The following is a 23,085-nucleotide window of genomic DNA, read 5'->3' on the forward strand; positions in this document are numbered from 1 at the left end:
CTCTGGTGGCATGAGAGCCAATATAGCCTGCACCACCAATAACTAAAACTCGCATATTTTGCTCCTTTTATTTAACTTTCTTTTTTGTAACCGATTACAGTATAACACAATTTTAGTAAATAATTTACTAAAGTTAATAAAAATGTTATTTGCTATAATAAATAATATAAAAAGAAGTTTGTAACATAAACAGCTTACTTTGATGAAATTAAATCTTTTGTATAATATAATTAACTATTTAATTTTAGGAAAGAAATGTAGAATGACAACAATAAAAGAAATTGCTGAAAAGTCAGGATATTCTTCAGCTACAGTTTCAAGGCTTTTGAATAATGATCCAAATCTTTCAATTACAGCAGATACTAAGAATAAAATTTTAGAATTAGCAAATAAATTAGGCTATTGGGAAAGTCATCAAGGTAAGAAAATTAAACCTACAATTGCATTACTTTATCGAGTAAATCATCAAGAACAACTTCAAGATGAGTATTTTATTTCTTTAAAGGAAAAAATTATTGAAACTACTAAAAGTCAAGGTATAAAAATGGAGGTTTTTGAAGATATAAATGATTTAATTAACCATGCATCATTATTCCAAGGCTTTTTAGGAGTAGGTTCTGATGAAATTTCAATAAATAGCTTGCAAAAATTACATAAAGTTTTGTCAAATGGTGTATTTATTGATACAAACCCTGCTCCAAATTTATTTGATTCAATTAAACCTAATTTATTTTTAACAGTAAAAGATGCAATTAATCAATTGTTAAAGGTAGGATATGAAAAAATAGGCTTTATTGGTGGGTTAGGGCAAAAATTTGACCATATTCAGGAAAAGGATATTCGTGAAATTGCTTTTAAAGAATATATAACAACTCGTAATATAAAACATGCACCAATGTATGTTTCTGGTCCTTTCAGTGTTGAAAATGGATATCAATTAGGTAAATTAGCGGCTAAAAAAGAATTGCCTCAAGCTTTTGTAATAGCTTCTGATACATTGAGTGTTGGAGTATTGCAAGCTTTTAATGAGGCAGGAATCAATGTTCCTCGTGATGTAGCAATTATTTCAATAAATAACAGTGATGTAGCTAAGTATGTTTCACCACCTTTAACTTCTTATAATATCAATCAAGAAGAGATGGTCTTACAAGCAATTAGTATGTTGACAGATTTAATAATGAGACCTAATCGACCGTATGAAGAGGTAAATGTTAATACTAATTTAATTGTACGAAAAAGTTTTATCCCTAAAAAATAATAATTCATTATAAAGAAATGCTGTTAATTCAGTATTTCTTTTTTATTTAGTAAAGTTTTAGTAATACTTAGTAATGAATAAATCCTTTACTAAATATTAGTAAAGAAGTATACTAATCTCTGTAAACGGTTTCATAGTTTTATTAGGGAGGCAAACTATGACAAAAAATCAACAGTTAAAAGGAAGGAAAATTCTTTCCTACGCATCGTTTTGCTTGGGTAATCTTGGTCACTCAGCATTTTATGGTGTTTTAAGTACATATTTTATTATTTTTATTACTAGTTCAATGTTTAATGGTGTTAACCCAAATATTGCTGATAAGTTGATAGCAATGATTACAGGATTAATGGTTATTATTAGAATTGTTGAACTAGTTATTGATCCAATTTTGGGTAATATTGTTGATAATACACATACCAAATGGGGTAAATTCAAGCCATGGATTTTAGGAGGAACTGTTGTTAGTGCAGCATTACTTTTGGTTTTATTTACAGGGATTTTTGGTTTAGCTAGAGTAAATTGGATTTTATTTGCAATTTTATTTGTAATTATTTTCATTTTATTTGATGTGTTTTATTCGTTATCAGATGTATCTTATTGGGGAATGGTTCCAGCTTTGAGTGAAGATTCACATGCACGTGGAATTTATACTTCATTAGGGGCTTTTTCTGGTACGATTGGTTGGAATGGTTTAACTATTATCATGGTACCAATTGTTACTGGTGTAACTTATATGGTAACTGGTAAGCATAGTGAAGGAGCAGCGGGTTGGTTTGCTTTTGCAGCTGTTATTTCTCTTTTAGCAATTTTATGTGCCATTATTGTATGTGCTGGTACTAGAGAAAAAGAAAACTTAATTAGAACATCTGCCAAAAAAGACACAACTATTAAAGAAGTTTTTGGAGCAATTTTTCATAACGATCAAATTCTTTGGCCTAGTTTAGCTTACTTAATGTATTCAGTAGCTCAAACTATTACTAACGGTGTTATGTTCTACATGTATAAATTTGTGCTTGGAAAGCCAAATGAATTTTGGGTTGTTGGTGTAATTGCTACCATTATTGGATTTTGTGTAAGTCCACTTTTCCCAATTTTGAATAAATATATTCCACGTAAATGGTTATTTATTGGAGGTCAAATTTCACTTTCATTTGCTTATATAATTTTTATTTTTGCAAGAACTAATGTTGTGATGATGGATATTGGATTAGCTTTGTTTAACATCAACTTTGCACAGCTTGTAACTGTCTTAACTTTGACTGATGCTATTGAATATGGTCAACTTAAAAATGGTCAAAGAAATGAAGCGGTTGTTTTAGCAGTTCGTCCAATGATTGATAAGTTTGCAGGTGCAGTATCAAATGCTTTAGTAGGTTATGTTGCAATTGCCGCTGGGATGACAGGAAGTGCTACTGCAGCTGATATGACTGGTAAAGATATTCATACTTTTAATACTTTAGCCTTGTATATTCCATTAGTTTTAGCAATTTTATCAATTATAATTTTTGTAAGTAAAGTTAAATTAACTGAAAAGAAACATGCAGCTATTGTTGAAGAATTAAAGGATAAACTTGCTGAAGGTAAAGCAGAACAGGGAGAATTAGTGCCTGAATTAAGAGATGATGCTATTTATGCACCAGTTTCAGGTAAACTTCTTAAAATTAGTGAGGTCATTGATGAAAATGGTAAACCGTTTCCTGGTAAAGGCTTTGCTATTAAGCCAAATTCAAATCACATTTATGCACCATTTAATGGAACTATTAAATTTACTTTTGGAACAAAGCATGCTTTTGAGATTGTTTCAGATAATGGCTTAGCCATGGTTGTTCACGTAGGGCTTGGAACAGTAAATATGCGTGGACAAGGGTTTGTTACTCATTACTTAGATGGTCAAAAAGTTAAACGTGGTGATTTACTGCTTGATTTTAATAGAAAATTGATTATTGATAATGGATATCAAGATACTATTGTTAATTTCTTTACTAAGCCTAGAGATATTGAAAAAATCGAAGAAACTGCTACAGATAGACTTATTAAGCATGGTGATACAGTTATGGAAGTTCAATTTAAAGGTAAGACTAAAACTTCAAAGAAGACAGTTTCTGAATCACCAGTGATGGCTTAGAAAGGAATATAAAAATGAAAGAATTGTCACGATTTTTATATGGTGGTGATTATAATCCTGATCAATGGCCAGAAGATACTTGGTCACAGGATATTGAAGTATTTAAAAAAGCAGATATTAATTCGGCTTCGATTAATATTTTTTCTTGGGCACTTCTTGAGCCTGAAGAAGGAAAGTATGATTTTTCTAAATTAGACAAGATTGTAGAGGAATTATCTGAAAATAATTTTGATATTGTAATGGCAACGTCGACTGCTGCAATGCCAGCTTGGATGTTCAAAAAATATCCTGATGTGGCTCGAGTTGATTATCAAGGTCGGCGGCATAAATTTGGACAGCGACATAATTTTTGCCCTAATAGTATAAATTATCAACGTCTTGCTAAACACCTAGTAGAAAAGATTGTTCAACGCTACTATAAAAATCCTCATATTGCCGTTTGGCATGTAAATAATGAATATGGTGGCAATTGTTATTGTGAAAATTGCCAAAAAGAGTTCAGAATTTGGCTTAAAAATCGTTATCAAACTTTAGATAATTTAAATAAGGCTTGGAATAATAACGTTTGGAGTCACACTATTTATAACTGGGATGAGATTGTTGTTCCAAATGAATTGGGCGATGCGTGGGGAAATGAAGTCAGTGAGACTATTGTTCCTGGATTATCAATTGATTATTTACGCTTTCAGTCTGAAAAATTACAAGATCTCTTTAATATGGAAAAGACAATTATTAAAAAATATGATCCTGAAGCACTAGTGACGACTAATTTTCATAGCTTACCAAATAAAATGATTGATTATCAAAAATGGGCCAAAGATCAAGATATTATTTCATATGATTCTTATCCAGCTTATAATGCACCAAATTATTTACCAGCTTTTCTTTATGATTTGATGAGATCGCTTAAACATCAACCATTTATGTTAATGGAATCTACACCATCTCAAGTTAATTGGCAGTCATATAGTCCGTTGAAGCATCCAGGACAAATGCAAGCAACAGAATTTCAAGCAGTTGCTCATGGAGCAAATACGGTTCAGTTTTTCCAATTAAAACAGGCAGTTGGTGGTTCGGAAAAGTATCATGGTGCTGTAATTGGTCACTCACAACGCACAGATACAAGAGTGTTTAAAGAAGTTGCTGACTTAGGTAAGAAACTTAAAAAAGTAGGACCTAAAATTTTGCATACAAATAATGAATCAAAAGTAGGGATAATCTTTGATTGGAGCAATTTCTGGAGCTATGAATATGTAGATGGAATTAGTCAAGATTTTAATTATATGTCAGAAATTTTAGATTATTACCGTCAATTTTATGAACGTAATATTCCAGTTGATATAATTGGAGTTGATGATAATTTTGATCGATATAATTTAATTGTCGCTCCAGTTCTGTATATGGTAAAACCAGGCCTTGATAAAAAAATTAATAAATATGTTAAAAAAGGCGGAAGATTTATTACTACCTTCATGTCAGGAATGGTTAATGAAAGTGATAATATCTATATTGGTGGTTATCCAGGTCCGCTTAAAGAAGTCACAGGAATCTGGGTTGAAGAAAGTGATGCGGTTATTCCAAATCAAAAAATTACTGCAAGTTTTGATAAAGCTGAACTTCAATGCGGCTTGATATGTGACTTGATTCATCCTATTTCAGCGAAAGTTTTAGCAAGATATTCTTCTGAATTTTATGCAGGAACTCCTGCTGTAACAGTCAATGATTATGGTAAAGGCAAAGCTTGGTACATTGGTAGTAAATTTAAACATGGTTCCCTTAGTAGAATCATGGATTATATTTTGACAACTTGTAGAATTCAAAGTCTAGCTAATAGTAGTTTGGAAATTACATGTCGAAAAGATATGAGTGGTAAAAAATATTACTTTGTTTTAAATATGAGTAATGAAGCTCAAATGTTGCCAGATAAATTTCTGAATTATAAAGATATAATCACTGATAGTTTACCTACTAAAAAAGTTAAACCATGGCAAGTTTTAATTTTAAATTAAGTGAGAAATGATAGACTAGTAAAAATATACTAGTCTATTATTTTTAGTTAAAAATTTATTTTATTTAAGTAAATCATTTACTAAAAGATCTAAAAGTACTATACTTTATTTATGAAAACGATTACAAAAAAGAGAACGAGGAAGTTATTATGAATAAAGAAGAATTATTAGCAGCTTATAAGAATACTTTTGGCGAAGAAGGACAAGACATTTTCTTTTCACCAGGTAGAATCAATGTAATAGGGGAACACACCGATTATAATGGTGGGCATGTATTTCCTGCAGCTATTAGTTTAGGTGTATATGGTGTATACGGTCCGCGTAGCGACAATAAAGTAGTTCTTTACTCAGGTAATATTGATGGAGAAGCAGTTGAATTTGACTTAGATGATGAAACAGTTGAAAAAGATGACCGTTTCTGGACAAATTACTTCAAAGGAATGCTTACTTATCTTCGTCATCGAAAAGATGGTGATAAAATTAACCACGGATTTAATCTTTATATTAAAGCAACCCTGCCATCTGGATCAGGACTTTCTTCTAGTGCAGCTATTGAAATGTTAATGGGAATTATTTTAAAAGATGAATTTGATCTTGATGTTGATCGAGTAACTTTAGCGAAGTTAGGTCAAAAAACGGAGAATGAGTTTGTTGGTTTAAATTCCGGAATCATGGATCAATTTGCATGTATTATGGGTAAAAAAGATAGTGCAATTTTTCTTGATTGTAATACTTTGGAATATGAATATAAGCCTCTTAAGTTAGGCGAATATGAAATTATTATTATGTCAACCAATAAAGAGCATACGTTAGCGGATTCTGCTTATAATGATCGAGTTAAAGAATGTAATAATGCTCTTGAAAAATTACAAAAGAAATTAGATATTAAAGCGTTAGGTGAACTTGATGATCATACCTTTGATGAGTATTCTTATTTAATTAATGATGAAACAGAATTAAAACGCGCTCGTCATGCAGTTAGTGAAAATGGTAGAACTATTCGAGCTACAAAGGCAATGGAAGCTAATGATCTTGAAAAATTAGGACGTTTGATTAATGCTTCTCATGTTTCACTTCATTATGATTATGAAGTAACTGGAAAAGAGCTTGATACTTTAGCAGAAGAATCTTGGAAACAAGATGGAGTTCTGGGTGCAAGAATGATTGGCGGAGGCTTTGGTGGAAGTGCTATTGCCATTGTTAGAAAAGATAAAGCGGAAGATTTTAAGAAAAATGTAGGTAAGGCATACCGTGAAGCAGTTGGGTATGATGCAAGTTTTTATGATGCTGAAATTGTTGATGGAACTAAAAGAATTTAATTTAAAAGGAGAATAGTAAAGAATGCAAGTTATAGAGAAATTTGCGGATGAAATTATTAAAAGTGGAAGTTACAAGCCACTTGATAAAGTTTATGTAATTAATAAAATCCGGGCTTTAGTTGGAGATAAAGATGAAGAAGCTAATGATGAACATTGTGTTAAACAATTAGTTGATTTAGCAGTAAAAAACAAAAAAATTCCTGATGATATTACTAGTCGTGAAGTTTTAAATGATGAATTATATGACTTGATGACACCAACACCGTCAAAAGTTAATGAGATTTTTTGGCAGAAAATGCAGCTTTCTCCTGAAAAAGCCACCGATTGGTTTTATAAATTATGTGAAGATAATGATTATGTAAAAAAAGAAGCAATTGCAAAAAATATTGTTTTTTCAGGAGTTTCTTCTAAAGGACATGGTCTAGAAATTACTATTAACTTATCTAAACCGGAAAAAGATCCTAAAGCTATTGCTGCAGCTGCTCATGCAACTGGTAAGAAGTATCCACAATGTGCACTTTGTCTTGAAAATGAGGGCTACCTTGGTGGCTATGGTAAAAATGCTCGTTCAAATTTACGTATTATTAGAATGAATATTGGAGGACGTTCATGGGGATTTCAATATTCACCATATGCTTACTTCAATGAACATTGTATCTTCTTAGATCAAAAGCATGTTCCAATGGAAATTAATGAGCAAACTTTGATTAATTTAGTTGATATTGAAAAGCAGCTTCCAGCATATTTTGTTGGTTCAAATGCGGATTTACCAATTGTTGGAGGCTCCATGCTGGCTCATGAACACTATCAAGGTGGTCGACATGTATTTCCAATGATGAAAGCTAAGATTAAAAAAGAGCTTAAGTTTAATAAATATCCAAATGTTAAAGCTGGAATTGTTGACTGGCCAATGAGTGATATTCGTTTAATTAGTGAAAATTCTTTAGATATTATTGATTTAGGCACACAAATTATTAAATTCTGGGATAACTACAGTGATGAAAGTCGTCAAATTATTGCTTTTAAAGATAATAAGCGTCATCATACTGTAACTCCAATTATGCACCGAGATGGTGAAAAATTTGTTTTAGACCTTGTTTTGCGTGACAATAATGTTAGTGACGAATACCCATTAGGAATTTTTCATCCACATGCAGAACTTTGGCATATTAAAAAGGAAAATATTGGCTTAATTGAAGTTATGGGACGTGCAATTTTACCGGGACGTCTTAAGAGTGAAATGGCAGAAGTTAAAAAGTATCTTTTAGGACAAAAAAATAATATTGCAGAAAGTCATTTAAGTTGGGCTAATAAGATTAAGAACAATAATACTATTACTGAAGGCAATGTTGATGAAATTTTGCATCAAGCTTTAGTTGAAATATTTGAAGAAGTATTGCAATGTGCAGGTGTCTTTAAGAATACTGAAGATGGTGAAAAAGGATGGGAACAATTTACAAATGATTTAATTAAGGAAGTAGACTAAAATGAAAACAAATTTTGTAAAATATGGTAGAAAAGACGACAAAGACCTTTGTGAAATTACTTTAGCTAACTCAAAGGGTACAGAAGTTAAAGTTTTGAATTATGGAGCTACCTTGGAAAAAGTTTTATTGAATGGTGAAAATATGATTTTATCTTTAGATAATCCAATTGACTATTCAAAACAGCGCAACTATTTAGGTGGAACTGTAGGTAGAGTATGCGGTAGAATTCGTCATGGTCAATGGGGCGTTAAGCATATGATATATCAATTGCCATTAAATGAGGGTGAAAATCATATTCATGGTGGCACGGGAACTGATACAAGAGTATGGGACTTTAGTGTTTTTGCTGATGATAATACTGCACGAGTTGATATGACTTTAATTGATTCTGACTTTAACAATGGTTTTCCAGGTAATATGAAAATTGTAGCTAGTTATGAACTAGATGAAGAAAATAATTTACGTTACAGTATTACTGCCTTAAGTGATAAGATGACTATTTTTAATCCGGCAAACCATACTTACTTTAATCTGGGTGAATCAGCTAAGGATCTTGACATGCAAATTAATGCTGATTACTACATTCCAGTTGGAAAAGACGGTTTACCATTAGAAGGAATGAAGAGTGTAAAGAACACTGCTTTTGACTTCACTAAAAATAAGAAAATTTCTGAAGCACTTGCTTGTGATGATGAACAGATTAAATGGCGTAATGGTTTAGATCATCCGTTTATTTTAAATGGGATGCAACCAGCTGCTGTTTTAACTGGAAAGAAGCATCGGTTAATTGTAACTACTGATGCACCTGCAGTAGTGGTTTATACTGGAAATCATTTTGATCATACAGGATTAGCTGAAAAGTACGGTCAATATGATGGAGTAACTTTTGAAGCTCAATGTCCGCCTGCTTATGGTAGTGATTTAGATGAAATTACATTAATGCCAGGTGAAGTATTTGAAAGAAATGTTTGCTGGAATTTTGAATAATTAGATATTATAAGTGCTATGATTATATTTTTGCACGGAATACTGTTATACTAAAACTGTAGAAAGCGCTTAACACGTGATTATTTAGAAAAGAGTGTTCATAATGGAAAAATACATTGTAAATTCAGATCTTGAAGATGGAACTATTCAAGTTTATACCAAGGTTGGTATTCACAAGTTGATTAGTGATGAAAAGATGGCTGAAGGTGGAGAAGACGCTGGTCCAGATCCAGTTGAATACTTGGCAACTGCTGTTAACTCATGCATCGCAATTTCTGCTGGTAGCTTAGCTAAAGCCAATACTGAAGCACTTGAGAATTTCCATATTGAAAATCATGTTGAAACTAAGCCAATTGTTCATACTAAGAGAAGCGTTGTTTCTAAGATGGTTATCAGAGTTAGCTTTGATGGTATTCCAAAAGATAGAAAACAAGAATTTTTAGCACATGCATTACATGTTTCGACAGTTTATAATACTTTAGCTAAAGTTGTTGAAATGGATGTTAAGCTTGAAAATTAAAATGGAGTCGCGTTTGCGACTCTTTTTTAATTTTTGAGTTCAAAAGTCTAATTTTGATTTATAATAGAAATGTAGAAATCGTTAGCAAATTAAACAAATTATAAAGACTAAGTTCTTTTGAGGCGTAATATGTCCTGGGGAATAATTTTAAGTGATATTGTATTTTTGTTGATGATTGCTGGAGGAATTTGGAGTATTTATGCTTCAATCTCCAGTGCAAAACCGCTACATGTAAAAGCTAATGGCAGTATACGGCTGGCTAATGTAGCTCAGTGGTATGGCTATTTCTTCGGTGCAATTTTGATTCTTTGCTCAATTGCAGGTTTGTGCGGTGCATATAGATAAAATAAAAAAGGCTCAATGAGCCTTTTTTATTTTGATTTCTTTTTATATGGCATTTGAATTCGTAGTGCTTCATAAATAGGTCGACCGCCAAGCCAATCTAATACGAAGTAAGCGATAAAAGTAGTGATAATCATTGGCAAAATTTGTTCAACTGTTCCTACCATTTCTGACAAAAGAGTTACAGCTGTAAAAGGAGCTTTTTCAATAGCACCAAAATAAGCCGCCATTGCAATCACCACGATATGAGGATAATAAGCTTCTGTAATAAAACCACTGCGAATAAGAGCCATTGCAAATGCTACCCCAAGAAAAGCACCCAAAACCAGAATAGGCATAAAGATTCCTCCTGGAACAGAACTGCCATAGGATAACATTGAAAAAACAAATCTAACTACAAAGTATAATAATGGAATTGAAATTGCCATTGCAATTGATTGTTTATTTAAATTAAGCTTGTATGAACTAGTAAATAAACTACTAATTAAATCATGTGAACCACCTAATAACTTAGCATTCCAAAGTCCTACAGGAATAATTAAAATAAATGGAATAATGCTGTGATACTGTTTAGGAATAAACTTAATATGTGAAAACCAAGGCTTAAGACTTAATAAGCAATATTGATAAACATAAGCTAATAATCCTAACAATACGCCTAAAATTGGAAGAGACCAATATATATTAAGTGGTAGGTCACCTTTAACTGGCAAGTATAAGCAAGGAGTAGTACCAAAGAAGAAAAGTGTCATTAAATCTGCTGTAAAACTAGCAGCTAAGGCCATTAAACACTCACGTGGCTTGAAATTAAATGTAATTTCTTCAACTAAGAAGAATACTCCAGCTAGTGGCGCACTAAAGGCAGCAGCCAGTCCTGCCGCAACTCCGCTTTGTTGGAGCAAGCGGATATATTCTTCGTCTGAATTAAGAAACTTATCTCCTAATCCTTGTCCAACTAGAGCTCCCATTTCAATACATGGACCCTCTCGTCCAAGCATTAATCCAGGACAAATAGCTAGTAATCCACCAACGAATTTACGCCAAAGAACAGGCCACCATGCAATTTTATTTTCATTTAAAAAAACTGCCTCAATTTGTGGTACCCCTGATCCAACTAAATCGCTTAGGTAAGGCTTGATAAGCTTACCTAGAATAAGACAAATAATTGCCATTATTAAAACATAGGGGATTAGATAAAGGGGATGTTTTCCTAAAATGGGATAAATAGTAAATAAAAACTGCATAGTATGATCAATTATCCAGCGAAAAACTCCAACAATTCCACCAGTCATAATTCCGACTAGTACTCCATCAGCAATGTATAAACTTAGACTAGAAACGAAAGGTTGTCGTAAAATTTGTTTAGCTTTTAAAATCATAATCAACTTCTTTATAAAAACAACAATAATACACAATTATATTTTAACAAAAATTCTTTAAAAAAACTTAAAAAGAACTTTGAATATTACTAATAAAAGGTTCATAATAATAGATGTTTGACGGTTTAAAAAGGAGTTTTAATTTTTTATGAAAAGTAAAGATAAAGATGATGTCAAAATTAAGCTTGGTAGCTTAGTTTTGATGATTTTTTCTTCCATCTTTGGCTTTAGTAATTCACTTACTGCCTATTATCAGATGGGATATTACAGTATTATTTGGTATATTATTACCGCTATTTTATTCTTTTTGCCATCTGCACTAATATTTGCAGAATATGGCGCCACCTTTAAAGGTGTTAAAGGTGGGATTTTTTCATGGCTTGAAGGGTCAACTAATGAAAAGGTAGCTTTTATTGGAACTTTTATTTGGCTTTCTGCTTGGGTTGTGTGGCTTGTATCATCGACACAATTTTTCTTAGTATCAGTGTCTACCGCAATGTTTGGACATGATACTACTCAAAGTTGGCACTTAGCAGGTCTTACATCTACCCAATTATTAGGAATTCTAGAAGTAGTATTTTTAGTAGTTGTAACTTTTTGTGCAAGTAAAGGAATTGATAAAATTGCAGTAGTTAATAATATTGGTGGGGTCTTTACCTTAGCAATTGCTATTGGATTTATGGTGATTTCACTTTTAGTATTTATTTTAAATCATGGTCAACTTGCAGAACCAATTACTGCTACTAATTTAACTCATTCACCAAATCCAGCTTTCCAATCTCCAATTGCAGTTGTTTCATTTATTGTTTATGCTTTATTTGCATATGGTGGTCTTGAAACAACTTCTGGAGTTATTGATTCAGTTGATAAACCAGAAAAAACTTTCCCTAAAGCACTTGTAACTGCAATGATTGCAATGACTGCATTATATGTAGTAAATATTTTAATGTGTGGTATCGCGGCTAACTGGAATACTCAACTTGGCGTTAAAGGTGTAGATTTGGCTAATGTTGAATATGTGTTGATTAACAATTTAGGTGTTGTTACAGGACATAGTTTGGGATTATCCCAATCTGCATCTTTAGCACTTGGTAGTGCATTTTCACACTTTGCAGGTATTGCGGATGTTTTATCAGGGATTGCGGCAGCCTTTTTAATGGTTTATTCACCGATTAAGTCATTTATTGAGGGATGCGACCCGCGACTTTTACCTAAGAAGTTAGTTGAATTAAATAAACATGGTATGCCAGAAAAATCTATGTGGCTTCAAGCAGCTATTGTAGCAATTATTATCTTATTTATTTCCTTTGGTGGTAATGCAGCTGATCAGTTCTATACAATATTAATGGATATGATGAACGTTTCATCATCAGCACCTTACTTGTTCTTGATTGCAGCTTATCCATTTTTTAAGAAAAAGAAGGATTTAGATCGTCCATTTGTTTTTATTGAAGGTACTAAAAAGGTATGGGCAACAACTATTGTCGTATGGCTTGTTGTAGCCATCGGAATTATCTTTACTTGTATCGAGCCACTCTTTACAGGTGATTATCAAACTTCATTCTGGACAGCTATTGGACCAGTAGCCTTTGGCGTGGTTGCTTGGGTATATTATGATTATCGTGAACGAAAAAGCGATAGAGTAGATGAGATAGCTGAATAAAAATAAGGATATGCATTAGCATATCCTTATTTTTTATTTCCCCAATTCCATGGATTATTATGCCATGATTTTAAAATATGATATTCTTTTTCTGAAAAATGATTTAACTCTTTTTCAATATTAATTAGTTGGAGATAAGAAAGTAAAGGTTCAAATTTAATTTTATTTTTATCAAAATTTACTTTGGCATCTGGTAAATAATAAGTAAAAATTGAAGAAACACCAATTACGTTTCCGCCTTCTTTTTCTGTAGCATGAACTGCCTCAAGGACAGACCCACCAGTAGTGATAAGATCATCAATTAAGACAATCTTATCATCTTTAAAAAAATGTCCTTCAATTTGTCGTCCCTTGCCATGGTCTTTAGGTTTTGGACGAACGTAAATCATTGGTAAATCTAATTTTTCTGCTACAAAAGCTGCATGTGGGATTCCCGCTGTAGCAACCCCGCCAATAATCGTTACGTCTGGGAATTTTTCTTTAATTAAATTAGCCAAGTCTTCTTCGATCCAACTTCTCAGTTGAGGATATGAAATTGTTAAACGCAAATCTGTATAAATTGGTGATTTCATACCACTTGCATAGGTGAAAGGTTTTTGTGGAGAAAGAGTAATAATTTTATTTTCAATTAATGATTTGATAATTTCTGTCTTATGCATTAGTTAAATTCCTCCTTGATTGCTTTATAAGCTGCTTGTGGGTTACTTGCTAAAGTAATTGGCCGTCCAACTACGATAGCTGATGAGCCATATTTCTTAGCTTGAGCAGGAGTTGCGATACGTGATTGATCGTCTTGGGTATCGTCTTTTGGTCTGATGCCTGGTGTCACATAAAGAAAGTTATCGGTAATATTTTTGCGCAAGTTTTCAACTTCTAATGCAGAGCAAATTACACCATCTGCACCAGCTTTTTTGGCCATTTTGGCTAAACTAGTTACTTCTTCTTCCATTGATAGACGACAGTTTTGCTCAAATTGTAAGCTATATTCAGATATTGAAGTTAGTTCAGTTACTGCTAAAAGTTTAGGAATCTTTTTATTAATAGGAGTTCCGTGTTTGAGACCATCTTTAGCAGCTTTAATCATTTGACTGCCTCCTAAAGCATGAACTGTAGTATAAGTTACTCCTAAAGAGGCAATCGCTTTAGCTGCTTGATAAACAGTATTTGGAATATCGTGCAATTTTAAATCTAAGAAAATTTTATATCCTTGTTCAGCTAGCTGTTTAACAGTTTCGCGATCAGTTGAATAAAACAACTCCATACCAATTTTAATAAAGGTGTCTTCAGGTTTGCCTAATTTAGTCAAAAGTTTGTCAAGACTTGCTTGATTATTAACATCAAGAGCCACGATTACTGGATGTTCCATTTTTCCTCCACAAAAAAAGACTCAAAGAGTACAAAGAGAGTACGCAAAGAGTCTGGTCTTGCTAAATTTAAGTCATAATCAAACTTGCGGTCTCTCTGTACCGAATTTAAAGTTTGTTTGAAAAAAGTCTACCACCAAAAAATAAAAAAGACAACTTAAATTTTAAACTTGCAAAAAATATTATTCCGTGTAAACTTAATTGTCAAAAAATAAAGAATGTCAGTGAGCATTCATTTTGGAGGACATTATGGTTAATACTCGTGTTAATTTGTTAGGATTAAATTTGAAAAATCCTATTATGCCAGCTAGTGGGACTTTTGGATTCGGAGATGTTGCTGCAGCTCAAAAGTTTGACTTGAATAATTTGGGTGCAATGGTCATCAAGACTGCAACCTTAGAAGAATCTTTTGGTAATCCACAACCGCAGATTGATATTTTGCAAGATGGAGTTTTGAATTCTGTCGGCTTAACTAATCCGGGTGTAGATAAAGTAATTAGTGATAAGCTTATGCCTTTTCGTAAAAAACATCCTGCTTTACCAATTATTGCTAGTGTTGGCGGAGAGCGGGAAGAAGATTATCTAGAAGTTGCAAAAAAATTTGATAAATCTGGCTTAGTCAATGCTTTGGAAGTTAATGTTTCTTGCCCTAATGTTGATTTGGGAGGGATGAGTTTTGGAATTCATCCAGAAATCGTTGAAGATTTAACTAGAAAGATTAAAGAGAGTGTTGATTTGCCAGTTTGTGTAAAATTGACTCCGAATGTAACAGATATTACTAAAATCGCTCAAGCTGCAGAAAGAGGAGGTGCCGATGGTCTTTCATTGATTAATACTGTTTTGGGGATGGACATTGATATAAAAACGTACAAACCAAAACTTGGGCATAATTTAGGTGGTCTCTCAGGAAAAAGCATTAAGCCAATTGCACTTAGAATGGTTTATCAAGTGCATCAAGTAACTAGTTTACCAATAATTGGAATGGGCGGAATTGAAAGTGCTGAAGACGTGGTGCAATTTTTGTTAGCTGGTGCAAGTTGCGTTGCTGTTGGAAGTGCGCATTTTAAGGATGAACTGGCGAGTTTCCATATTAGCCAAGAGTTACCAATTTTACTTGAAAAACTTGGCATAGAAGATGTTAATGAATTAATTGGACAAGTAAAAATGAATTAATCATTGACAGAGAATACTAATCTGAGTATATTTAACTAAAATATTACTTTTAAATTGGTCCCGTGAGGCTAGTAAAGTAACTCAATTAAAGTATGCACTTTATATAGAGCTCCTAGTCTGATTAGGCTGGGAGTTTTTTCATGGGATAAGAAACAGGAGGCAAAAATGGCAAAGCAAATCTGGGATGAAGCTGCAATGGGTCGTGCTCTTACTAGAATTACTTATGAAATTATCGAAAGAAATAAGGGTACTGAAGATTTAGTTTTAGTAGGAATAAAAACTCGCGGAGTTTACTTGGCTCAAAGAATTCATGACAGAATTCAAAAACTTGAAGGTGTTGATGTGCCTTTAGGAGAACTTGATATTACTCTTTATCGTGATGATCGTCATGATGCGAGTTTAAAACAGGATCCAGTTGTAAATTCAGAAAAAATTAGTGTAGATATTAATGATAAGCATGTTGTTTTAGTTGATGATGTGATTTATACAGGAAGAACAATTCGTGCCGCAATGGATGCTTTAATGGATCAAGGACGTCCAAGCTCAATTGCAGTAGCGGTTTTAGTAGATAGAGGACATAGAGAATTACCAATTCGTGCAGATTTTGTTGGTAAAAATATTCCAACTTCAATGGATGAGCAAGTTGCTGTTGAAGTTAAGGAAGTTGATGATAAAGATGTAGTAGAACTAAAATCTTTATCAAAGTAAAATAAACAAACAAAATATTTCAACCATTTAATTGACTCCAGAGAGGGCCAGAAGGGTTGATCATTTTTAGCATATTTAAATAAGCTAATGATGACGAAAAGCCTGGAGCAATTAATTGCTTCAGGCTTTTATTTTTAGAAAGAAGAAATCATGGAAAATTTAAATCTTGTTAGTTTAAACCATTTTGTTACAGTTAAAGACCTTACTTCAGAAGAAATTTTAGCTTTGATTAACAGAGCGGAATTTTTTAAAAAAGGTGGTAGTGTTCAAAAATTAACTAAACCAGTTTATATCAGTAATATGTTTTTTGAAGATTCGAGTAGAACTCATACGAGTTTTGAAATAGCTGAAAGAAAACTAGGTCTAACAGTAATTCCTTTCGATTCAAAGCATAGCTCAATCAATAAAGGAGAAACTTTATATGATACTTCTTTGATTATGGATGCTGTAGGAGTAGATATTGAAGTGATTCGTCATTCTAAAAATAAATACTATCAAGATTTAATTAACACATCAGGAAAACTTAACTTAGGAATTATTAATGCTGGTGATGGCAGTGGTCAACATCCATCTCAATGTATGCTTGATATGATGACGATTTATGAGCAATTTGGAAAGTTTGAAAACTTAAAGATTGCGATTGTAGGTGATATTACTAATTCACGAGTTGCCAAGAGTAATATGCAATTATTAAAGAAGTTAGGTGCCAAAATATACTTTGCAGGTCCTGAATATTGGTATGATAAAAAGTTTGATGAATATGGAGAATTCTCAGAACTTGATGAGATTTTACCAGAATTAGATGTGGTGATGCTTTTACGAGTTCAACATGAACGTCATCAAAAAGATACACATGAAGCAGAATTTGATAGTAAACAATATCATCAAAAATATGGTATTAATAAAGCCCGCTATCAAAAGTTAAAGGAAAATGCAATCATCATGCATCCCGGCCCAATTAATCATGATGTAGAACTCAGTGGTGAATTAGTAGAAGCACCTAAGTCGATGTTTTATCAACAGATGAAAAACGGTGTCTTCATGAGAATGGCAATGATTGAAGCGGTAATGAGAGGACGTAAGTTGGGAGGAATCCAATAATGAAAACAGTAATTAAAAACGGCCTTGTCTATCAAAATGGGCGCTTAATTAAGACTGATATATTAATTGAAAATAATAAAATTTCTGCTCTGGGTCAAAATTTGACTGGTGAAAAAGTGATTGATGCTTCAGGGATGCTGGTGACACCGGGCTTAGTTGATGTTCATGTTCATTATCGTGATCCTGGTCAAACTTATAAAGAAGATATTGAAACTGGTAGTCGCTCTGCAGCTAGAGGCGGCTTTACTACAGTAGGTGCCATGCCGAATGTAAAGCCAGTACCGAATACCGCAGAATTAATGCAAAAAATGATTCAAAAAAATCATGAAAAAGGCTTGGTGCACATTTTTCAGTATGCACCAGTAACTATTGACCAAACAAGCAATACTTTACCTGATTATCAAAGTTTAAAAGCTGCTGGAGCTTTTGCCTTATCAAATGATGGACATGGTATTCAAAGCGCGCAAGTAATGTATCAAGCTATGCAAAAAGCTCAAGAAAATGACTTAATCATTGCAGCTCATGCTCAAGATGATTCTTTATTTAATCAGGGTGTAATTAACGAAGGGGAAAAATCCCAAGAGTTAAATTTGCCAGCTATTACTGAATTAGCTGAGACGACTCAAATAGCTCGTGATTTGTTATTAGCTCAAAAAACTGGCGCTCATTATCATATCTGTCATGTTTCAACAAAGACAAGTCTGGATTTGGTAAGACTTGCTAAAAAGCATGGGGTTAAAGTAACTTGTGAAGTTGCACCGCATCATTTGTTACTAGCAGATAAAGATATTCCATCAGATAATCCATATTATAAGATGAATCCTCCTTTGAGATCTGAAAAAAATAGAAAAGCGTTAATTCAAGGTCTGCTTGATGGCACAATTGATATGATTGCTACTGACCATGCTCCTCATGCTAAAAATGAAAAAAGTGGCTCCTTCAAAACAGCTGCCTTTGGTATTACAGGTAGCGAAACAGCTTTTGCAAGTTTATATACTAATTTAGTTAAAACAAAAGTTATTTCTCTTGAAAAATTGCTAGCTTTAATGACTAAGAATCCTGCACGAGTTTTTAATTTAAAACATGCTGGCATAATTGAACCAGGGCGAGAAGCGGATTTAACAATTTTTGATATTAATCATAAAAAACGCTGGCGTGAAGAAGATTATTGCTCAAAAGCGGTGAACACACCATTTACTGGTCAAGAATTATATGGTCAAACTGTAAAAACTATTGTTAGCGGAAAAGTAGTCTACGAGAGGTAAAAATGCGGTATTTAATTTTAGAAGATGGTAGTGTTTATGAAGGTGAAGGCTTTGGTGCAAACATTGATACTGAAGCAGAAGTAGTTTTTACTACAGGGATGACGGGATATCAAGAAGCAATTACAGATCAGTCTTATGCTAATCAGATTTTAGTATTTACTAATCCTTTAATTGGAAACTATGGCGTTACTTTGGCAGATTATGAAAGTTTAAAACCGCAAATCAAAGGCGTAATTTGTCATCAACTTGCTCGCCGTCCAGATAATTGGAGAATGCAGGAGAGTTTGCCAGAATTTTTGCAAAAAATAAATGTTCCAGCTATTCAAGGTATTGATACACGTGAACTAGTTAAAAAACTGCGTGAATATGGTACTTTAAATGGTAAAATTACTAATTCTAAACAAGAAGCTACAAAAATTGCTCAAGAATTACGCAATAAAAACTTTACCCATAATGTTATTAGTCAGGTTTCTACTAAGTCATCATATCCAGTTCCAGGTTCTAAAAGAAATGTAGTTGTAGTTGACTTTGGCTTGAAAAATAGTATCCTACGCGAACTTAGCGAGCGTGATTGTAATTGCATTATTGTTCCTTTTAATACTAGTAGCCAGGAAATACTGAATTTACATCCAGATGGAGTTTTGCTTTCAAACGGTCCTGGAGATCCAAAAGAGATGCAGGAAGCAATCAAGATGGTAAGCGAAATTGAAAAACATCTGCCAGTTTTTGGAATTTGTATGGGACACCAAGTTTTTGCTTTGGCTAATGGAGCTAAAACTTACAAGATGAAATTTGGCCATCGAGGATTTAATCACCCTGTTAAAGAAATTGCAACTGGGAAAATCGGCTTTACTTCACAAAATCATGGCTATGCTGTAGATGCTAGTTCAATTGATTCAAAAAAATTAATGATTACTCATGAAGAAATAAATGATAAGACAGTTGAAGGTTTGCGTCATAAAAAATATCCTGCGTTTTCGGTACAGTTTCACCCAGATGCTACACCGGGACCACATGATGAAGTTTCGCTGTTTGATGAGTTTATGACAATGATTGATAATTTCAAAGGAGCAAAAAATGCCTAAAAGACAAGATATTCATAAAATTTTGGTAATTGGTTCAGGTCCCATTATTATCGGTCAAGCAGCCGAATTTGATTATTCAGGTACTCAAGCTTGTTTAGCATTAAGAGAAGAAGGATATGAAGTAGTCCTAATTAACTCTAATCCCGCTACAATCATGACAGATACTACAATTGCAGATAAGGTGTACATTGAACCTTTGACTTTAGAAAGTGTTTCAAGAATTATTCGCCAAGAATATCCTGATGCAATTTTGCCAACTTTAGGTGGTCAAGTAGGACTTAATATGGCTTTAGCTCTGGCAAAAAGCGGTTTACTTGATGAATTAAATATTGAACTCTTAGGAACAAAACTAGAATCAATTGAACAAGCAGAAGATCGTGAAAAATTTAAAGAACTTTGTCAAAAATTAGGTGAACCAGTTCCTCCTTCAACAACCGTTCATACAGTTGAAGAAGCGTTAGAATTTGGTGAAAAGATAGGCTATCCAATTATTGTTCGTCCAGCCTTTACAATGGGCGGTACTGGTGGAGGAATTTGTCACGATAAAGAAGAATTACGAGAAATTGCTAAAAATGGGTTAGAATTGTCTCCAGTGACAGAATGTTTAATTGAAAAATCAATTGCTGGTTATAAAGAAATTGAATTTGAAGTAATGCGTGATAGCAGTGATAATGCAATGATTGTCTGCTGTATGGAAAACTTTGACCCAGTAGGTATTCATACAGGAGACTCGATTGTTTTTGCACCATCACAGACCTTATCTGATAAAGAGTATCAAATACTTAGAGACTGTTCTTTAAAATTAATTAGAGCCTTAAAGATTGAAGGTGGCTGCAATGTTCAACTTGCACTTGATCCAAACAGCTTTGCTTATGATGTAATTGAGGTCAATCCTCGTGTATCGCGTTCAAGCGCCTTAGCTTCAAAAGCAACTGGTTACCCAATTGCCAAGATGGCTGCAAAAATTGCGGTAGGGATGACTTTAGATGAGATTAAAAATCCAATAACTGGTACGACTTATGCAGAATTTGAACCAGCGCTTGATTATGTCGTCTGCAAAATGCCTAGATTGCCATTTGATAAGTTTCCCAAGGCTAATCGCCAACTAGGCACTCAAATGAAGGCAACTGGAGAAGTAATGGCGATTGGACGAACAAGTGAGGAAGCTTTACTAAAAGCAATTAGGTCACTTGAAATTGATGAAAAAGATTTATTTTCTGAAAAAGCTCACGTAGCCGATGATGAAAAATTAGAGTATAAACTAGTCAAAGCTCAAGATGATCGAATTTTTTATATTGCAGAAGCGTTTAGACGTGGATATTGTTTAGAAGATATTCATGAATTAACCAAAATCAACTTTTATTTTTTAGATATTGTTAAGCACCTTGTGGAATTAGAAAAAATAATAAAAAATAATTCACGAGATATTTCAACTTTAAAATTGGCTAAAAAATATGGCTTCAGTGATGCTACTATTGCTAAATTATGGCACCTAACTACAGATGAAGTTCGAAGTTTTCGCAAGGAAAACAACATTCTTCCAGTTTATAAGATGGTTGACACCTGTGCGGCAGAATTTGAATCACATACGCCATACTATTATTCAAGCTATGATAATGAGAATGAAAGTCAAAAATCTGCTAAAAAATCAATTTTAGTTTTAGGCTCTGGTCCTATTAGAATTGGTCAAGGGGTTGAGTTTGATTATGCGACAGTTCATTCAGTGAAAGCCTTGCAAAAATTAGGCTATGAAGCAATTGTTATCAATTCAAATCCAGAAACGGTATCAACTGACTTTTCAATTTCAGATAAGCTTTACTTTGAACCGTTGACTTTAGAAGATGTCTTGAATGTTTGTGATTTAGAAAAGCCAGAAGGAGTGATTGTTCAGTTTGGTGGGCAGACATCAATAAATTTGGCAGAAGGTTTAGAAGAACATGGTATCAAGATATTAGGAACTAGTCTAGAAAACTTGAATCGAGCAGAAGACCGAGAGGAGTTCGATCAAGTAATAAAGGATTTAGGCTTAAAGCAACCACAAGGCTTAACTGCAACTACTTGCCAAGAAGTAATGGATGCTGCAGAAAAGTTAGGTTATCCGGTTTTAGTGCGTCCAAGTTATGTACTTGGTGGAAAGGCAATGGAAATTGTATATAGCAAGAAAGAGTTAGAAGAATATCTTGATAATCATGTTGATATGGCTAAAAAGCACCCAATTTTAGTAGATGATTATCTTGATGGACGTGAGTGTGACGTTGATGCAATCTGTGATGGGGAAAGAGTCTTAGTTCCGGGAATTATGGAACATATTGAACATGCAGGAGTCCATTCAGGTGATTCGATGGCGGTTTATCCTCCTCAGAATTTTGATGAAAATATTAAAGAAAAGATAACTGATGTAACAAGAAAATTAGCTCTTAAATTGAATTGCCGCGGAATTATGAATGTTCAGTTTATCGTGCGTGATGGGGATGTATATGTAATTGAAGTTAATCCGCGAGCAAGTCGAACAGTCCCATTTTTAAGTAAAATCACAGGTATTGAAATGGCACAAGTTGCGACAAAAGTGATTATGGGTGAGAGTTTGAAAGAGCAAGGCTATAGTGATGGGCTTTATTCAGAACCTAAAATGATTAGTGTAAAAGCGCCTGTCTTTAGCTTTAGTAAACTTACTGATGTTGATAGCTATCTTGGTCCTGAAATGAAGTCAACTGGAGAAGTTATGGGAAGTGACATTAGCTTTGCTAAAGCTCTATATAAGGCTTTTGCTGGGGCTAAGATGAAACTACCAGAAAATGGAAATGTCTTACTTACAATTGAAGATCAAGATAAGGAGAAAATTCTACCAATTGCTAAAAGATTTGCTCAGATTGGTTACCGAATTTTTGCGACTGAAGGTACTGCTAATTTCTTAAAAAAGAATGGTCTCTTTGTAAGTGAAGTAAGCAAATTAAATGAAGAAGCAGATAATAACATCCTTTCAGAAATGCAAAAAGGAAAAATTGACTTAGTAATTAATACCATGGGACATGATTTAGAGAAAAATACTGACGGCTTCATTATCCGTCAAACTGCTATCCAGCAGAATATTCCGTTAATTACTGCTCTTGATACAGCAGACGCCCTTTTAACTGCTTTGGAGAATCGCTCATTTAGTACACAAAGTTTAGAATAAGACTTAATAATAAAAGTGTTAGGTAGAAAATGTATTACCTAACACTTTTTTGACTTAAGATTATAAGAATTGGTAATGAATATTTGATTCAAGTTGCATGAAAGCGTGTACTTCTGATATAATCC

18 protein-coding genes are annotated in these 23,085 nt (G+C 33.3%); 15 read left to right on the forward strand and 3 right to left on the reverse strand.

The genetic code is table 11. The features are described from left to right. The first annotated feature begins 262 nt into the window (after nt 1-262). The 8 genes from ACTHPI_RS05795 (at nt 263) to ACTHPI_RS05830 (ending at nt 10,050) form a co-directional block, all read left to right on the forward strand. Nucleotides 263-1,258, forward strand: a complete 996-nt coding sequence (locus ACTHPI_RS05795; RefSeq protein WP_445353230.1) for a LacI family DNA-binding transcriptional regulator — start codon at nt 263-265, stop codon at nt 1,256-1,258. A gap of 157 nt (nt 1,259-1,415) precedes the next feature. Next, nucleotides 1,416-3,383 carry a glycoside-pentoside-hexuronide (GPH):cation symporter gene (locus ACTHPI_RS05800; protein WP_445353231.1) on the forward strand — a complete coding sequence of 656 codons (1,968 nt, stop codon included), beginning with the start codon at nt 1,416-1,418 and terminating at the stop codon, nt 3,381-3,383. A gap of 14 nt (nt 3,384-3,397) precedes the next feature. Next, nucleotides 3,398-5,392 carry a beta-galactosidase gene (locus tag ACTHPI_RS05805; RefSeq protein ID WP_445353232.1) on the forward strand — a complete coding sequence of 665 codons (1,995 nt, stop codon included), beginning with the start codon at nt 3,398-3,400 and terminating at the stop codon, nt 5,390-5,392. Between the two features lie 149 nt (nt 5,393-5,541). After that, on the forward strand, nt 5,542-6,711 hold the full coding sequence (locus ACTHPI_RS05810; protein ID WP_445353233.1) for a galactokinase: 1,170 nt from the start codon (nt 5,542-5,544) through the stop codon (nt 6,709-6,711). 22 nt (nt 6,712-6,733) lie between these two features. Next, the gene (locus ACTHPI_RS05815; RefSeq protein WP_445353234.1) at nt 6,734-8,197 is read left to right on the forward strand and encodes a UDP-glucose--hexose-1-phosphate uridylyltransferase; all 1,464 of its coding nucleotides are present in this window, start codon (nt 6,734-6,736) and stop codon (nt 8,195-8,197) included. A gap of 1 nt (nt 8,198) precedes the next feature. Beyond that, nucleotides 8,199-9,185: an aldose epimerase family protein gene (locus ACTHPI_RS05820; RefSeq protein ID WP_445353235.1), complete on the forward strand. Its 987-nt coding sequence runs from the start codon at nt 8,199-8,201 to the stop codon at nt 9,183-9,185. Between the two features lie 103 nt (nt 9,186-9,288). Then, nucleotides 9,289-9,705 (forward strand): OsmC family protein, encoded by a 417-nt coding sequence (locus ACTHPI_RS05825; protein ID WP_445353236.1) that lies wholly within the window; start codon nt 9,289-9,291, stop codon nt 9,703-9,705. Nucleotides 9,706-9,834: 129 nt separating this feature from the next. Next, nucleotides 9,835-10,050 carry a hypothetical protein gene (locus ACTHPI_RS05830; RefSeq protein WP_445353237.1) on the forward strand — a complete coding sequence of 72 codons (216 nt, stop codon included), beginning with the start codon at nt 9,835-9,837 and terminating at the stop codon, nt 10,048-10,050. A gap of 26 nt (nt 10,051-10,076) precedes the next feature. Here the strand turns inward: ACTHPI_RS05830 and ACTHPI_RS05835 are convergent, their stop codons facing one another. Further along, a complete protein-coding gene (locus ACTHPI_RS05835; RefSeq protein ID WP_445353238.1) occupies nt 10,077-11,426 on the reverse strand; it encodes a ClC family H(+)/Cl(-) exchange transporter in 1,350 nt (449 codons plus the stop codon). 148 nt (nt 11,427-11,574) lie between these two features. On the opposite strand from ACTHPI_RS05835, the gene yjeM reads away from it, so the two are divergent. Next, complete coding sequence (gene yjeM / locus ACTHPI_RS05840) at nt 11,575-13,089, forward strand: glutamate/gamma-aminobutyrate family transporter YjeM (protein ID WP_445353239.1); 1,515 nt, start codon at nt 11,575-11,577, stop codon at nt 13,087-13,089. Nucleotides 13,090-13,115: 26 nt separating this feature from the next. On the opposite strand, the gene pyrE is transcribed toward yjeM, so the two are convergent. Further along, nucleotides 13,116-13,748 carry an orotate phosphoribosyltransferase gene (pyrE, locus tag ACTHPI_RS05845; protein WP_445353240.1) on the reverse strand — a complete coding sequence of 211 codons (633 nt, stop codon included), beginning with the start codon at nt 13,746-13,748 and terminating at the stop codon, nt 13,116-13,118. Further along, on the reverse strand, nt 13,748-14,455 hold the full coding sequence (pyrF, locus tag ACTHPI_RS05850; RefSeq protein WP_445353241.1) for an orotidine-5'-phosphate decarboxylase: 708 nt from the start codon (nt 14,453-14,455) through the stop codon (nt 13,748-13,750). Before pyrF ends, pyrE begins: the two co-directional genes overlap by 1 nt. A gap of 247 nt (nt 14,456-14,702) precedes the next feature. On the opposite strand from pyrF, the gene ACTHPI_RS05855 reads away from it, so the two are divergent. The 6 genes from ACTHPI_RS05855 to carB all read left to right on the forward strand — a co-directional run bounded on the left by ACTHPI_RS05855 (nt 14,703) and on the right by carB (nt 22,960). After that, entirely contained in the window at nt 14,703-15,626 is a 924-nt protein-coding gene (locus tag ACTHPI_RS05855; protein WP_445353242.1) for a dihydroorotate dehydrogenase, read from the forward strand. A 165-nt stretch (nt 15,627-15,791) separates the two neighbouring features. Next, the gene (gene pyrR, locus ACTHPI_RS05860) at nt 15,792-16,334 is read left to right on the forward strand and encodes a bifunctional pyr operon transcriptional regulator/uracil phosphoribosyltransferase PyrR (protein ID WP_445353243.1); all 543 of its coding nucleotides are present in this window, start codon (nt 15,792-15,794) and stop codon (nt 16,332-16,334) included. Between the two features lie 150 nt (nt 16,335-16,484). Continuing rightward, nucleotides 16,485-17,435 (forward strand): aspartate carbamoyltransferase catalytic subunit, encoded by a 951-nt coding sequence (locus ACTHPI_RS05865; protein WP_445353244.1) that lies wholly within the window; start codon nt 16,485-16,487, stop codon nt 17,433-17,435. After that, a complete protein-coding gene (locus ACTHPI_RS05870; RefSeq protein WP_445353245.1) occupies nt 17,435-18,700 on the forward strand; it encodes a dihydroorotase in 1,266 nt (421 codons plus the stop codon). Before ACTHPI_RS05865 ends, ACTHPI_RS05870 begins: the two co-directional genes overlap by 1 nt. A 2-nt stretch (nt 18,701-18,702) precedes the next feature. Further along, nucleotides 18,703-19,785 (forward strand): glutamine-hydrolyzing carbamoyl-phosphate synthase small subunit, encoded by a 1,083-nt coding sequence (carA, locus tag ACTHPI_RS05875; protein ID WP_445353246.1) that lies wholly within the window; start codon nt 18,703-18,705, stop codon nt 19,783-19,785. After that, a complete protein-coding gene (gene carB, locus ACTHPI_RS05880) occupies nt 19,778-22,960 on the forward strand; it encodes a carbamoyl-phosphate synthase large subunit (RefSeq protein WP_445353247.1) in 3,183 nt (1,060 codons plus the stop codon). The genes carA and carB overlap by 8 nt, the downstream gene beginning before the upstream one ends. Nucleotides 22,961-23,085 lie beyond the last annotated feature (125 nt).

It is taken from the genome of Lactobacillus sp. PSON, assembly GCF_052615405.1.

Excerpts from the sequence above, each read along its gene's own strand:
- ACTHPI_RS05825 (WP_445353236.1), top strand. The coding sequence starts at position 9,289 with ATGGAAAAATACATTGTAAATTCAGATCTTGAAGATGGAACTATTCAA.
- ACTHPI_RS05835 (WP_445353238.1), bottom strand. The coding sequence starts at position 11,426 with ATGATTTTAAAAGCTAAACAAATTTTACGACAACCTTTCGTTTCTAGT.
- ACTHPI_RS05865 (WP_445353244.1), top strand. The coding sequence starts at position 16,485 with ATGGAAAATTTAAATCTTGTTAGTTTAAACCATTTTGTTACAGTTAAA.
- ACTHPI_RS05815 (WP_445353234.1), top strand. The coding sequence starts at position 6,734 with ATGCAAGTTATAGAGAAATTTGCGGATGAAATTATTAAAAGTGGAAGT.
- pyrE (WP_445353240.1), bottom strand. The coding sequence starts at position 13,748 with ATGCATAAGACAGAAATTATCAAATCATTAATTGAAAATAAAATTATT.
- ACTHPI_RS05795 (WP_445353230.1), top strand. The coding sequence starts at position 263 with ATGACAACAATAAAAGAAATTGCTGAAAAGTCAGGATATTCTTCAGCT.
- ACTHPI_RS05870 (WP_445353245.1), top strand. The coding sequence starts at position 17,435 with ATGAAAACAGTAATTAAAAACGGCCTTGTCTATCAAAATGGGCGCTTA.
- yjeM (WP_445353239.1), top strand. The coding sequence starts at position 11,575 with ATGAAAAGTAAAGATAAAGATGATGTCAAAATTAAGCTTGGTAGCTTA.
- pyrR (WP_445353243.1), top strand. The coding sequence starts at position 15,792 with ATGGCAAAGCAAATCTGGGATGAAGCTGCAATGGGTCGTGCTCTTACT.
- ACTHPI_RS05805 (WP_445353232.1), top strand. The coding sequence starts at position 3,398 with ATGAAAGAATTGTCACGATTTTTATATGGTGGTGATTATAATCCTGAT.
- ACTHPI_RS05855 (WP_445353242.1), top strand. The coding sequence starts at position 14,703 with ATGGTTAATACTCGTGTTAATTTGTTAGGATTAAATTTGAAAAATCCT.
- carB (WP_445353247.1), top strand. The coding sequence starts at position 19,778 with ATGCCTAAAAGACAAGATATTCATAAAATTTTGGTAATTGGTTCAGGT.
- ACTHPI_RS05810 (WP_445353233.1), top strand. The coding sequence starts at position 5,542 with ATGAATAAAGAAGAATTATTAGCAGCTTATAAGAATACTTTTGGCGAA.
- ACTHPI_RS05830 (WP_445353237.1), top strand. The coding sequence starts at position 9,835 with ATGTCCTGGGGAATAATTTTAAGTGATATTGTATTTTTGTTGATGATT.
- ACTHPI_RS05820 (WP_445353235.1), top strand. The coding sequence starts at position 8,199 with ATGAAAACAAATTTTGTAAAATATGGTAGAAAAGACGACAAAGACCTT.
- ACTHPI_RS05800 (WP_445353231.1), top strand. The coding sequence starts at position 1,416 with ATGACAAAAAATCAACAGTTAAAAGGAAGGAAAATTCTTTCCTACGCA.
- pyrF (WP_445353241.1), bottom strand. The coding sequence starts at position 14,455 with ATGGAACATCCAGTAATCGTGGCTCTTGATGTTAATAATCAAGCAAGT.
- carA (WP_445353246.1), top strand. The coding sequence starts at position 18,703 with ATGCGGTATTTAATTTTAGAAGATGGTAGTGTTTATGAAGGTGAAGGC.